This is a genomic window from Pedobacter jejuensis (genome assembly GCF_003725795.1).
Taxonomy (GTDB): Bacteria; Bacteroidota; Bacteroidia; order Sphingobacteriales; family Sphingobacteriaceae; genus Pedobacter; species Pedobacter jejuensis.
Genome location: NZ_RBEE01000043.1, coordinates 209,169 through 223,230 on the forward strand (window position 1 = coordinate 209,169; position 14,062 = coordinate 223,230).

Below are 14,062 nucleotides of genomic sequence, written 5' to 3' on the forward strand. Positions count from 1 at the left end.
TGTTGTAACCTGAAAATTACCTACATCAGCTTAAATCCTTCTTTCAAGATGTATAACCTTAAAAAAGGTTTTCTTTTCTCTATATATTTCTAAAATAACGCTTTTATTTGCCCCCGATTTGAATAGTTCGGTTAAATCACTCAATGTGTAAGCATCCATAGATCTAAATTTAACGCCTATGATTTCATCGTCAGGACAAAGGCCAGATTTATCCGCAGGCGAATTTTCATCTATTTCACCAATTAAATATCTTTTATAATCCTTTTGGTCTAAATAAATGACCATCCCAATCATGTCATGCTCGAAAGGTATTTTAAAAAAACTATTGGGTTTTAAGTACATAAAGCCCTCATGATAGTTGATTTGGATGTTAAACTTTTTAAGTAAATCGGCTCCCAGATTACCATTTCTACTTTTCAAATCAATTTTTTGAGAGATGACATGATAATCCGGGAAACCAGAAATTACATCATCAAATTCAAAATCGCCGAAGGAGAAAAATTTTATTCGCCCCAAGTATCCTTTTATTTGTCCGCTTAAACTCATGCCTAAATTGGCTTTGATTTTCGAATATGGTAAAGGAAACATATTTCCATTAAACATTTCCATAGATAAAGCGTGGCTTGCACCGGTGTCCATTAATAGCTTTGCTTTAATTTTTCCACTATCTGGCACTTCTATATCTGCATAAATATATGGCTTCAAATTTTCAATCACTATCGGAATTTTAGTTCCCTTAAACTTAACTTTCTGGTTTAGCTTGCTGAAAATTAATCGCTTTTCTACATACCGAATATCTATAATAAAGCTGCTAAAAAAGCTGTATCCGATGATGCCATAAATTTTGTACCTAAATGACCGGATAAATTGAACAAATCTTCTCTCAAAATGGCAGTTGGAATATGCTTCATTTCTGCCCTGTTTATTTTGGCTGTAATATTTTGAGAAATAAAAGCTTCAACAGGTTCTACACCCAAACCAGATACTTTGATTTTACGCATATTGGTAAAATTCAAAGAATCAATTATCGAAGGTTCGGTAATTATCATTGGTCCAACGCCTGTATCTAATACAAAATCAAACGGACCTTTCCCATTTACATAAACCGGAATTATAATAAGGTTTTTAATAAGTTTAAAGCTTAAAGATTGCCTTTTTTGATTATCAAGAAACTGAAAATCTTGAGCATGAATTTTGGTATTAAAGGGCAAAAAAATGCATACGCAAAAAATTACTTTGCGAAACATGGAGCGCATTGCAAACTTATATTTGGTTAACATTTAATTAAATTTAATAATTTAGTTGGTAATTATTACTATAACTTTAAAAGATGCTTCATTCCCGATGTTTAAATAAGTTCCTGCCCATATTTTTATCTGTAATTGGCTTGCTGTTAAGTTGTTCTGCCGATAAAATGATTGCCAAAAAGGTTTCAAAAGAATTCAAAAATTCTGAGCTAATAAAGCAATATCACGTTGGTTTTTCGTTGTACAATTTGGCAGAACAGCAAACCATTTTTGAGCATGATGGAGATAAATTTTTCACTCCTGCATCGAACACTAAATTATTTACGTTTTATGCGGCTTTAAAAATGATTCCGGATGTTATGCCGGCTTTACGCTACATAGAAAAAAATGATTCACTTATTTTTTGGGGAACAGGCGATCCATCTTTTCTACAATCGGAATTGAAAGACAAAACCGCTTACAATTTTTTGGCAAACAGCAATAAAAAAATATTTTTTGCATCAGGTAGATATACCGGAAATTTATATGGTGCAGGTTGGGCTTGGGATGATTACAACGACTATTACCAGGCTGAAATTAACGAACTACCTTTATTGGATAATACGGTTTGGGTTAAAGGAAAATCAAATGGAACTTTCTCTATAGTGCCAAAAAGTTTTACATCTTGCTTTGCGATTGATAGCACTAAAAAAACGGGTGATTTCTTTGTTAAAAGAAAAATAAACACAAACGAATTTGATTATAATGCTGTGCCTATAAAGGCAAACTACTCCCAGCAAATCCCATTTAAAGTAAGTAATGGCACTACCTTAAGCTTGTTGGCAGATACGCTTCATAAATCAATAGAGCTTATTGAAATGAAAATGCCAAATGATGCAAAAACTTTAAAAGGCATAAGTAGAGACTCCGTTTTAAAAGCAATGCTACTGCCAAGCGATAACTTTATAGCCGAACAACTGTTATTGGTTTGTGGTGATAAACTGAGTGACACGCTGACCACAGAAAAAACGATAGAATATGTGCTAAAAAATTATCTTAACAATCTTCCTCAAAAGCCGAGATGGATTGACGGATCTGGTTTATCAAGAATGAATTTATTCTCTCCTAATGATATGGTTGCCGTACTCAATCTAATTTACAAAGAGGTAAACAACCCTGCAAAGTTATTTGATATGTTACCAGCGGGCGGCAAAACAGGAACATTAAAAAATGCATATCCAAAAACGGATAATCCCTTTGTTTTCGGTAAAACGGGTTCCTTAACGGGTATTCATAACCAGAGTGGTTACGTGGTAACTAAAAAAGGAAAGACGTATATATTTTCATTTATGAATAACAATTTTGTTAATCCAACGGCTGCGGTTAGAAATGAAATGGTTAAAATTGTAACCTATATACACGATAATTTTTAGCTCGATAATAATGAAATTACTTTTCACAACACTTTTATCTACATTGTTTTTATCTGCATTTGCGCAAGAGCAAATCGTGTTTACATCAAAAAATTTACCTCAGAAGGATACCACATGGATTTTTACACCTAAGCATCTTGATAAAAGTAAAAAAGTTCCTGCTATAATTTTATTTCACGGTTTTGGCGGCAATTACAAACAGTGGAACAACATCATGGATGCCCAAAAATATGCCGATGAATACGGCTACATCTTAGTTTGTCCGGATGGCTTAATTAAATCGTGGTATTTAAATAGTCCTGCGAAAGCAAGTTGGCAATACGAAAACTTCTTTTTTGATGAACTTTTGCCGAAGATTAAAAAGAATTACCCAATTGACACAGCAAACTTATTTATAACCGGATTAAGCATGGGCGGTCATGGTGCACTTTGGTTATTTTTAAAACATCCTGAAGTATTTAAAAGCGCAGGAAGCACCAGTGGTGGTATAAATTTACGAGATGCAATTGGAAAATTTGGCGTTCCTGAAATTTTAGGAAACCCAGATAAGGATAGTGATATTTGGCTCAAGTATTCGGTTATTCAAAATATAGATAAACTTGCAGGAAGCAAAAAAGAAATTATTTTTGATTGTGGTTCAAGCGACTTCTTCTATCAATCTAACAATGAAATGAAAAGGAAGTGCGATAGCTTAAAAATAAACGCCACCTATATTTCTCAACCTGGAAGTCATAATGCCACCTATTGGAAGAAATCAATAAAGCAACAGTTTGATTTCTTCAGTAAACAGATTTCGAACTAACCATTTAATGCATTCTGATTTTAAATCAATATCGCAGCCATTTGCAAATTCCATTAAAGTTGATGGAGTTGATTATTTATATTTTGGCGGCACAGCATATTTAGGTATTCCTCAAAATGAAGAATTTATTAAGTTGTACATTGAGGGCATTAAATTATTCGGGTTAAATAACGGCACAAGTAGAACCAATAATATTCAGTTAGGAATATATGATGAAGCTGAAAATGTTGCAGCACACAGATTTGGGTCGGAGAATGCTTTAATAACTTCGAGCGGATATTTAGCCGCTCAGCTTACGGTAAAAGCTTTATCTGGAACTGGTCAGGTCATTTACGCTCCGGCAACTCACCCAGCTCTTTGGCTCGAAAATCAACCTTTACAGCTAAAAGCTTTTTCAGATTGGAAGATTGAAACTACTGAATTGATTAATAATTCAATGGAGCAAAATTGGGTTATTATAAGTAATTCCATGAATAATCTTTTTCCCGAATTATACGATTTTGGTTTTTTAGAAAAAATTAACGCGGATAAAAAAATTACGTTAATTGTGGATGATTCTCATGGAATTGGCATAAATAATAATGGATTAAGTGCATACAGCAGTTTACCAATAAAAAGTAATATCGAAACGATTGTTGTGGCATCAATGGCAAAAGCACTTGGTGTTGATGCTGGTTTGGTTTTAGGTTCGGAAGATACAATCGAAAAACTTAAAAACACAAATACATTCGTTGGTGCATCACCACCACCTGCAGCCGCATTGTATGCGTTTATAAACGGCAATGAAATTTATAAAAGTGCGTGGATTAGATTGCAAAGCAATATAGCTTTATTAGAATCGAAAATTAAAATCTCAGGTAAATTTGAGGCAGGTTTTCCTGTATTTCACTTTGAAGATTCTAATTTGGCAGAGAGGTTGTTGTTTTACCAAATTTTGATTTCTTCATTTCCTTACCCAAATGCGAATGATGCTCCAATCAATCGAATTGTTTTAAGCAGCTGGCATTCGGAAGCTGATATTCTTAAAATTGCATCGCTTTTGTAATTGATCATTTCTTTATAAAAACATCGAGTTTTTGCAGAAAATTGCGAATACAGCGTATTTTTTTTATTTCTTCACCTGATGTACTTTCAAACTAGAATGCTATCGGCAATTCAACCTGGGTTTTATCCCAAGCGGCTATCAAAGTTGCGCCAGTAGCAAGTGGTGTAAAAGTTATGGAGAAATATTCTACAGGTTTTGTTAAGGTTTTTACCGGAACATTTACGCGAACAACATCTTTTGTTGCGTCATATGTAAAGGCTCCCCACCTATCCGTTTGGGTGTTTATAATAATTGTCCAGGTATCTTTATTAGGAATGGCGAACAAGCTATATGTACCGGCTTTAATTTTTTTGCCACCAATATTTACTTTTTCAAAGAAACGGATTTCGGTACTTTCATTAGCGCCAAAGCGCCAAACGTTTCCATATTGTTCTAAAACACCAAAAATTTCACGTCCTTTTTTTTGCGGACGAGAATAAACAACCTTGATTTTCGGCTTGGTAAAATCGCCTGCTTTTACTTTCGATGCATTAAGGGGAAAATACACAATATCCGCAGGACTAGGGTCTGCAGCAGCAAATTTTACTTCGGGATTGGGTGTTTCCTGTGCCTTAGCACCAAAACAAAACAGAGCGAAAACAACAAGTATGATGTTTTTCATTTAGTAGGATTTAAAATCCGATGAGGAAATTTAAAAGCAGGAAGTTAAATTAATATTTTCTTCCTTTTACAAGAGCATTTAAAAATAAGCCTGCAGTTAACAAACCTAATACGCCACCCAAAAGTGCAAAAATATAACTTTGAGTAATTACCGCTCCAGTAAAAATACCGAAGAATAACCCTAAAGCATAATATAACCAGTTAAAATTGTTGTTGCTGTTTTGTTGTACACTCATTTTTATAGTATTTGGAGGCAAAGTTAATATTTATTTTAAATTTTAATTTGAGAAACTACTAAAAAAGCTTTTTGTTCTTAATTACAGAAATTTCGACTGGTTTTCATTTTATATTCTCAACCAATGAAGCTTCTCGTTGTGATAACAAAGAAGGACAATTAGGTCTAACATAATCTCCTATAAGACGATATGCAGCGGATTTCAATACTCCTAACGTCATAAACCTTTAAATTTATCACCATTTATCAAGATAATGTAAAAGATATTAAATACTACTTGCATTTTAATCAATCGTTTGATTAGTTTTGCGGCTTCAAAAGAGATGAAAACAGAAAAAATAGATAAAAGACAAGCCATAATTGATGCTGCTGAAAAACTGTTTTGCGAAACAGGATACGAGGGAACATCGACACGCCAGATTTCAAATGAATCGGGAGCGAATATGGCAATGATTAATTATTATTTCGGTTCTAAAGAAGGTGTTTTTGTTGAGATTATGAACAACCGCATTGCGGGGTTCGGCTCTCAATTAAAAATCATCAATGAAGATAAAATATCGGCGATTGAGAAATTGAATAGGGTGATAGATGGTTATGCAACTCGAATTCTGTCTAATCCGTCATTTCATAAAATGATGCACCGAGAATTGTCTTTGAGTCAGCGGCCCGAAATGTATAATAAAATTAAGGATGCCATGAGTTTGAACATGCAGTTACTAGAGAAAATTTTAACTGATGGACAAGAGGATGGAAGTTTTAAGCAAGCAGATAATCGAATGGTTATTGCTACGATTATGGGCACTTTAACCAACATCGTAATTTCTCCGCATAAGGTTATGCCGGAGTTTGATTTAGACTTAAACAATCCGAAAGACAAAAAAATGATTAAAGATAAAGCGGTTGCTCATCTTCAAGATTTACTAACAGTTTATTTAACAACAAAAAAATGATACCCAAATCGATTAGATTAATGCTTGTGGCATCATTAGTTCCGGCGGCTTTATTTGCACAAAGCACAAAAGAATTAAACATCAATCAGGCAATTGAACTTGGCATAGCCAATAGTAAAAATTTAAAATTATCTCAAAATAAAATAGACCAAGCCATAGCAAGGCTTGATGTAGTAAAAGACAACGCATTACCAACCGCGAATGCAAGTTTTTTATATAACCACGCCGAAATACCAACAACTACTTTTACTTTGCCTGGAGGCGGCTCATCATTACAACTACCTAGAAGAGCAGATGCTTTTGTAGGAACAGCTGCGGTACAGGAGCTGGTTTATGGCGGTGGAAAACTTAAATACGCTAAAGAATCGACTAAATTACTGGCAGATGTTGCCCGTTTAGATGCTGATAAAAGCAAAGAAGAAGTGACTTATGCGGTAATTAACACTTACTATGCTTTATATAAAGTTGAACAAAGTAAGAAGGTGGTTGACCAGAATTTAGAATCTATCGCTGCACAAATTAAACAAGCACAACGTTTTTTCGAACAAGGGATTGTAACTAAAAATGATGTGTTGCGTTTTCAATTGCAACAGGCAAATGTAACGCTAACGCAATTGGATATCGAAAGCAATCGCAAAATCATCAATTATAATTTAGATATTTTATTGGGTTTGCCTGAAGATACTGAAGTTAAAATTACCGACCCAAATGCAGGCTTAAAATCTGCAGGTTCGCTTAACGAATACATTGGTATGGCTATGGCAAATCGCCAGGAATTAAAACAACTCGATGTACAAAATAAAGTTGCCGATTTCAATATTAAAACCATCCGGGCAAATACTTTACCTACCGTTGGTGTTGGTGCAAACTTGTATTACATTAACCCAAGCGGCAATTTTGTTCCACCAACCAACCAATATTTAATGCCAATTACTGTAGGTGCAACGGTTTCATGGAATATTGCCAGCCTTTGGTCTAACAGAAATAAAGTTAGTGAGGCCAAAATTCAGCAAAGCGAAATTTCTATTCAAAAGAATATTTTATCGGATAACGTAAAAACGGATATTAATAAAAACTTTCAGAATTATCAAGTGGCGATAAATAAAATTCAGGTTCTAGAAACTTCAATCGCTCAGGCAACAGAAAATGATAAATTATTGGCATCGAAATACAAAAATAACGTAGCATCGGTTACGGATAGAATCGACGCTGAAACCTTATTATATCAAGCAAAAATAAATTTAGAAATAGCCAAAGCCGACGCTGGTTTAGCTTACTATACTTTACTAAAATCAACAGGAAAAATAACGCAATAAATACAAACAATGACAACTGAAAATAAAAAGAAGAGCAAAGTAGTACCCATAATTTTAGGCGTTTTACTAGTAATAGGTATCATTTTTGGTATCACAGAGTGGAATTATTTTAGCAAGCACGTAGATACGGATGATGCGCAGATTGATGGAGACATCAGTCCGGTTGTGGCTCGTGTTGGTGGTTATGTAAAAGATATTAATTTCGAAGAAAATACACGTGTAACTGAAGGTCAGGTTTTAGTTAAACTTGATGATAATGATTACAAAGTGAAGTTAGAACAAGCACAATCTGGTCAGCAAGGTGCAAATGCAGGTGTTGGTGTGGCGCAATCGCAAATTGCAGCAACACAAGCTAATACAAGCACCGCTAAAGCTAACGTTGATGCAGCAAAATCAAATGTTCAGGCGGCAACTGTTAAGGTAAATTTGGCACAGAAAGATTATAACCGTTACGAAAACCTGGTAAAAGATGGTTCGATAACACAACAGGCTTTCGACCAGGCAAAAGCGAATAAAGAATCTGCAGAGGCGGCAAAACAATCGGCTTTGGCAGCATATCATGCAGCGCAAGACCAATACAATGCTGCCGTTAAACAGGTTGGTACTACGCAATCGCAATTAGCCGTAAGTAGCAATGTTATAAATCAACGACAAAGCGATATCGATTTCGCTAAACTTCAACTATCCTATACCGAGATAAAAGCACCTGCTACAGGTATTGTTTCTAAAAAGAATATCCAAAAAGGACAATTGGTTCAGGCGGGTCAATCTCTGTTTTCGGTAGTGAATGATGGAAGTATTTACGTTACTGCAAACTTTAAAGAAACCCAGTTAGAGAAAATCAAATCAGGTTCTAAAGTAGAAATTGAAGTGGATGCTTATCCTGATGAAAAAATCCAGGGAGAGGTTTATAACTTTTCGCCAATTACAGGTGCAAAAGGTTCTTTATTGCCTCCAGATAACGCAACAGGTAACTTCGTTAAAGTTGTGCAACGTATTCCAGTTAAAATTAAAATTCATCCATCAAAAGAATTGTTAGCCAAATTACGTCCAGGAATGAGCGTTAAAGCTTCAGTTTCTACTAACTAATATTATAATGGCCGAAGTAGGTTTAAAAAAATGGATTATTACGTTTACGGTAATCACAGCTTCGCTTTTAGAGCTGATTGATACTACCATCGTAAACGTAGCTATTCCTCAAATACAGGGAAACCTGGGCGCAACCCTGGAGGATGTGGCTTGGTTATCTACTGGTTATGCCGTTGCAAATGTTATCATCCTGCCTATGTCGGGCTGGTTGGGTAGCCGTTTCGGGCGTAAAAATTATTTCTTAACCTCCATCATTGTTTTTACGCTGGTTTCCTTTTTGTGCGGAAATGCAACATCATTAAACGAGCTGATTTTATTTAGGATTATCCAAGGTTTAGCCGGTGGCGGTTTAATATCAACAGCACAAGCCATTTTGATTGAAACCTGGCCACGTGAAGATGTGGGTATTGCAACAGCGCTCTTTGGTTTGGGTGCGGTTGTTGGACCAACAGTAGGACCAACCATTGGTGGTTATATTTTAGAAATTGCAGATTGGCCTTGGATTTTCTATGTGAATATTCCCGTCGGGATACTCGCCGCATACTGTACCATAACCTTTATTCGAGAGACGCCCAAGGATGGGCAAGGAAAACCTGTCGATTGGTGGGGAATTGGTTTACTGGCTATCGCGGTTGGAAGTTTACAAACGTTATTAGAAAAGGGAGAAAGTGAAGATTGGTTTTCTACGTCATATATTGTAGCTTTAGCCGTGGCATCTGTTTTTGGTTTGCTGTTATTTATTTGGAGAGAAACCACTACCGAATTCCCAATCGTTAATCTTCGGATAATGAAGAAAAAAAGTTTCTCAGTTGGGATGTTTACTTCTTTCATTTTAGGATTTGGATTGTATGGTTCGGTATTCATTTTCCCGGTTTTTGCGCAAAATTTATTAGGTTTTACGCCACTACAAACCGGAAAGCTATTTATTGCTGGGGGTATTTGTACCATTTCGATGATGCCGTTTATTGGTATCATGCTTAAAAAAGGTGTTCCGGCGCAGTTTATGGCAACCGGAGGGATGTTCTTATTCTTCGTTTTCTGTTGGATGCTTAGCAAATCAACCTTGGCATCAGGAACGGGCGACTTTTTCTGGCCTTTAGTGATTAGAGGATTTGGAATGGCTTTGCTATTCGTACCGCTAACTACGCTGGCCATGCAAGATTTAACCGGAGCAGAAATTGGACAAGGTTCGGGGTTAAATAATATGAGCAGGCAATTGGGTGGTTCTTTTGGTATCGCAGCTTTAACCACTTTAATTCATATTCGTGCGGGTTTCCACAGAAGTAATTTGTTAACCAACATTAACGAATATAACCCTGCATTTACACAAAAATTAAATGGCTTGGTTCATAATTTTATGGCTAGAGGTTCATCTTTTGTTGATGCAAAACTGATGGCCATGAAAGCAATTGAAGGTACAGTAATTAAACAAACCATGTTGCTTACCTACAACGACGCTTATTGGGTTGCCGGATTGATTATGCTATTCTCGATACCGTTATTGTATTTGCAAAAGTTTAAGAAAAACGCAAATATTGTTACCGATGCGCATTAGGGGCCTCACCCTGTGAAAGTTTGTGGTTTGGCTTGTTTTGTGAGCTCCCTCTCCTGAAGTGAGGGGTTTAGCAGATAGTGGGTTTAACCCGCTGGTTTAAAACAGCCAAATCAGAGTTATCGACCACATAATAATATATCCTTCTGCCTTAAAGTCCTCCCTTTTGGGGAGGATTTAGGGGCTTAAAAAAAGCCTCACCCTGTGAAAGTTTTGAGTTTGGCTTATTTTAAGCGCTCCCTCTCCTGAAGAGAAGGATTTTAAAGAAAGTGGGTTTAACCCACTGGGTACAACAGCCTAACCCAAGCCATTGACTACAAAATAATATATCCTTCTGCCTCAAAGTCCTCCCTTCCGGGGAGGATTTAGGTGGGGCTAAGTGGGGTTAAACAAAAACAGCCGGTGTATTTTAGTACATCGGCTGTTTTAACCCAAAAAATTAACAATCAATGCAATGCCCTTAAACATTGCAAATGTTCTTACTTAACTACCAAGTAGCCAAATAAGATTTTAAAATTAAAATATATTCTACAAAATTCCAAATTGTAAGCCCTAGAATTTTAATACCTTAAGCATTTTTTGTAGTATTACCATATACAAAACTATTGCTTAAGCTATGCCTAAACTCCGTTTGACCACACATCGTGAATCTACTTTTAATAACGAGGTTATCTCGAAATTCGAACTCTTCAACAGTCTTTTCTTAACCCTGCCTTTTTATAAGATTAAAGATACCGGAACATTATTGCCTTTATTCTTTAAAAGTTGCGAAGAAGGCATCGCAAATGGGCAAACTCCAGCTCAGGTTATCGAAGAGTTTTTCGCTAAATACACCAGCTACACCGACCGTAAAGATATTATCGATTTACTTTTCCGTTTCATTCAATATATTGAACGTCAGGTGGTACTTTTTGATGCTGTTGAAGATGCCTCTTTTACTAAATTAAATACTACTGATGAACAAAGTACATTGGAGTTCATCTTAAAAAAGAATGCCGATAACAAACCAATGCTTGCAAAAATCGAGAAATTGATTGATGAATTGTCCTTGCGTTTGGTTTTAACAGCGCATCCAACGCAGTTTTATCCTGGTAGTGTTTTGGCAATTATTACCGATTTAACTCAAGCCATCCGCGAAAATAACATCACATCGATGAATTCCTTGTTGCAGCAATTGGGTAAAACGCCATTTTTCAATAAAAAATCGCCAACACCTGTTGATGAGGCTTTAAATCTTGCCTGGTTTTTAGAGAATACATTTTATTTCGCTGCAGCAAATATTCAAGAGGAAATCGACCAAAATCTGGATGAATACAACCTCGAAACCAAAAAGATTTTGGAACTAGGTTTTTGGCCGGGTGGCGATAGAGATGGTAATCCAAACATCCATGCCGATACAACTTTGGAAGTTTCTAAAATGTTGCGCCAGATCCTTTTCCGTTGTTACTATCGCGATTTTAGGGTAATTAAACGCAGAATTACGTTTAGAGGCGTAGAGGAGAATATTGCTATTTTGCATGATGTTTTGTACAAAAATGCTTTCGACCAAACCTGCGAGTTACATGATATTTCGGATGAATTAAGAGATAATCTAAACAAAATAAAAGAAACGCTACTTGCAGAGCACGATGGATTGTTTGTTGATTTGGTAAACGATCTAATCCGCAAGATAGATTTATATGGAAACTATTTTGCCTCACTAGATATTCGTCAGGATAGCCGGGTTTTAAGAAGTGTACATGCTTATTGTCGCCAAAATAAACCAATTTCATCGCTTTATCCTGCAGACTACGATAAGCTTTCGGAGGAGGAAAAACTAAAGTTAATATCCTTTAAAGAGGCTACACCAGTTTATGCCACGGAGGGAGATGATTTAATAAAAGATACCATCCAGGTTATCAATGAAATTAAAGGCATCCAAAAACGCAATGGCGAAAAAGCCTGCCACCGTTTTATTATCAGTAATTGTCAGCAGGCAAGTGATATTCTTCAGTTAATCGAACTTTTCCTTTGGAATGGCTGGAGCAAAGATGCTTTAACGATTGATTTCGTGCCTCTTTTCGAAACCGTAAACGATTTGAAAGGTGCTGCGGATATTATGGAAACGCTGTACAGCAATCCTTTTTACAAGGCACATTTGGCTAGCCGAGGCAATAAACAAGATATTATGCTGGGCTATTCCGATAGTACCAAAGACGGTGGTTATTTAATGGCGAATTGGTCTATCTTTAACGGTAAAACAACTTTATCAGCCGTTGCTAAAAAACACAATATACAGCTAGCGTTTTTTGATGGTCGCGGCGGACCGCCATCTCGAGGTGGAGGTAAAACACACCGTTTTTATGCCTCAATGGGTAAAGAAATTGCCAATAAAAACATGCAGTTAACGGTACAAGGGCAAACCATCAGTTCGCAATACGGTTCAATTGAAAGCGCAGAATTCAACATAGAGCAGTTAATTAATGCAGGGATTTCATCGGGTTTAAAAGAAAAACACAATGTGCTTCTAGACCCAGAAAATAAATCTTTGCTAGATGCCATGGCCGAAGATGGATACAAAGCCTTTGTCGATTTACGTGAGCATCCACTGTTCGTAAGTTATTTGGAAAAATTGTCTCCACTTAAATTATTATCTCAGGCAAATATTAGCAGCCGCCCGGTAAAAAGAAACGGTGGCGGCGCAATGAAACTAGAAGATTTAAGAGCCATTAGTTTTGTTACCGCCTGGAGTATGCTGAAACAAAATGTTCCAGGTTTTTATGGGATGGGAACGGCAATGAAAAATCAAGAAAAAGCTGGCAATTGGGATAAAGTGGTGAAGGTTTACGAAGATTCAGATTATCTGAAAACAATTGTAGATAACTGTATGATGAGTATGAGCAAATCAGACTTTGTAATTACAGCTCATTTGGCAAACGATAAAGAATTCGGTGCTTTTTGGACACAATTGCGTGATGAATTTGAATTAACCAAGGAGATGCTTTTAAAACTATCAGGACAAGAAACTTTAATGGCGAACTATCCGGTTGATAAAAAATCTATCGCCACAAGAGAGAAAATTATTTTGCCTTTAGTGTTAATTCAGCATTTTGCTTTAGAAAAATTACAACACGACCAAAGCGAGAAAGACCAAACCGCACTAGAGAAACTGGCCGTAAGAACGGTTTTTGGAATTGTAAATGCAGGCAGGAATTTGGCGTAAGGCTTAGCGAAAACTTAAACGGTCGTCAGCAATGACGACCGTTTAAGTCGTTGAGAGGTAAGAAGCAATCTCACATTCAAAAAGTTGATATGCATTTAATAACTTGAAAAGGAACGGTTCTGTTTTTCATCGGATTTGCAGTCCCGCTATCACTACAATCTTTTTCAACTTCTGTAGGGTATTTATGAACGTTATTGCAAGGGAAACGATAAAGCAATCCATTAACTGATGTGCAAATCAAAAGTATTTTCGTTACTATCGGGTTTATAAACAAAGTATTTTCACGGATGGCAAAAACTGCTGCAAAGATTATACATTTAGGTTAGTCCGTTCATAGTACCTCCCACTTGTGTTTCTAACCGATGGTCTAAGTCCCTAACCCATGGTCTGTGTCCCCACAGACCATTAACCTGTTTTATCTCAGTCTGCGTTGACACAGACCGACCAGTAACTTATTCAAAGCCCCAATACGGTCGTCACCCTGAATTCATTTCAGGGTCTTAATTGCAGGTCGGTAATGCAGGAAGGATGCTGAAATAAATTCAGCATGGC

12 protein-coding genes are annotated in these 14,062 nt (G+C 36.3%); 8 read left to right on the top strand and 4 right to left on the bottom strand.

The features are described 5' to 3' along the window. Positions 1 to 30: 30 nt before the first annotated feature. Positions 31 to 717 (bottom strand): PDZ domain-containing protein, encoded by a 687-nt coding sequence (locus D7004_RS17485; RefSeq protein WP_123207113.1) that lies wholly within the window; start codon positions 715 to 717, stop codon positions 31 to 33. A gap of 80 nt (positions 718 to 797) precedes the next feature. Further along, positions 798 to 1,280, bottom strand: a complete 483-nt coding sequence (locus D7004_RS17490) for an aspartyl protease family protein (protein ID WP_123207114.1) — start codon at positions 1,278 to 1,280, stop codon at positions 798 to 800. A 50-nt stretch (positions 1,281 to 1,330) separates the two neighbouring features. Between D7004_RS17490 and D7004_RS17495 the strand changes: the two genes are divergently transcribed. Genes D7004_RS17495 through D7004_RS17505 form a run of 3 tightly spaced genes read left to right on the top strand, consistent with a single transcriptional unit; the run spans position 1,331 to position 4,506 of the window. Further along, a complete protein-coding gene (locus D7004_RS17495; RefSeq protein WP_123207115.1) occupies positions 1,331 to 2,659 on the top strand; it encodes a D-alanyl-D-alanine carboxypeptidase/D-alanyl-D-alanine-endopeptidase in 1,329 nt (442 codons plus the stop codon). 10 nt (positions 2,660 to 2,669) lie between these two features. Continuing rightward, entirely contained in the window at positions 2,670 to 3,461 is a 792-nt protein-coding gene (locus D7004_RS17500; RefSeq protein WP_123207116.1) for an alpha/beta hydrolase, read from the top strand. Positions 3,462 to 3,468: 7 nt separating this feature from the next. Further along, entirely contained in the window at positions 3,469 to 4,506 is a 1,038-nt protein-coding gene (locus D7004_RS17505) for an aminotransferase class I/II-fold pyridoxal phosphate-dependent enzyme (RefSeq protein WP_123207117.1), read from the top strand. 91 nt (positions 4,507 to 4,597) lie between these two features. On the opposite strand, the gene D7004_RS17510 is transcribed toward D7004_RS17505, so the two are convergent. Together D7004_RS17510 and D7004_RS17515 are read right to left on the bottom strand one after the other, a co-directional pair. After that, positions 4,598 to 5,167 carry a DUF2911 domain-containing protein gene (locus tag D7004_RS17510; RefSeq protein WP_123207118.1) on the bottom strand — a complete coding sequence of 190 codons (570 nt, stop codon included), beginning with the start codon at positions 5,165 to 5,167 and terminating at the stop codon, positions 4,598 to 4,600. Positions 5,168 to 5,216: 49 nt separating this feature from the next. After that, positions 5,217 to 5,402, bottom strand: a complete 186-nt coding sequence (locus D7004_RS17515; protein ID WP_123207119.1) for a hypothetical protein — start codon at positions 5,400 to 5,402, stop codon at positions 5,217 to 5,219. A 322-nt stretch (positions 5,403 to 5,724) separates the two neighbouring features. Between D7004_RS17515 and D7004_RS17520 the strand changes: the two genes are divergently transcribed. From D7004_RS17520 to D7004_RS17540, 5 genes are all read left to right on the top strand, one after another. After that, positions 5,725 to 6,351, top strand: coding sequence for a TetR/AcrR family transcriptional regulator (locus D7004_RS17520; protein WP_123207120.1), 627 nt, complete (start codon positions 5,725 to 5,727; stop codon positions 6,349 to 6,351). Continuing rightward, complete coding sequence (locus tag D7004_RS17525; protein ID WP_123207121.1) at positions 6,348 to 7,667, top strand: TolC family protein; 1,320 nt, start codon at positions 6,348 to 6,350, stop codon at positions 7,665 to 7,667. The genes D7004_RS17520 and D7004_RS17525 overlap by 4 nt, the downstream gene beginning before the upstream one ends. A 9-nt stretch (positions 7,668 to 7,676) precedes the next feature. Further along, positions 7,677 to 8,756 carry an HlyD family secretion protein gene (locus D7004_RS17530; protein WP_123207122.1) on the top strand — a complete coding sequence of 360 codons (1,080 nt, stop codon included), beginning with the start codon at positions 7,677 to 7,679 and terminating at the stop codon, positions 8,754 to 8,756. 7 nt (positions 8,757 to 8,763) lie between these two features. Beyond that, positions 8,764 to 10,311, top strand: a complete 1,548-nt coding sequence (locus D7004_RS17535) for a DHA2 family efflux MFS transporter permease subunit (protein ID WP_123207123.1) — start codon at positions 8,764 to 8,766, stop codon at positions 10,309 to 10,311. Positions 10,312 to 10,924: 613 nt separating this feature from the next. After that, positions 10,925 to 13,510 (top strand): phosphoenolpyruvate carboxylase, encoded by a 2,586-nt coding sequence (locus tag D7004_RS17540; RefSeq protein ID WP_123207124.1) that lies wholly within the window; start codon positions 10,925 to 10,927, stop codon positions 13,508 to 13,510. Positions 13,511 to 14,062: the final 552 nt, after the last annotated feature.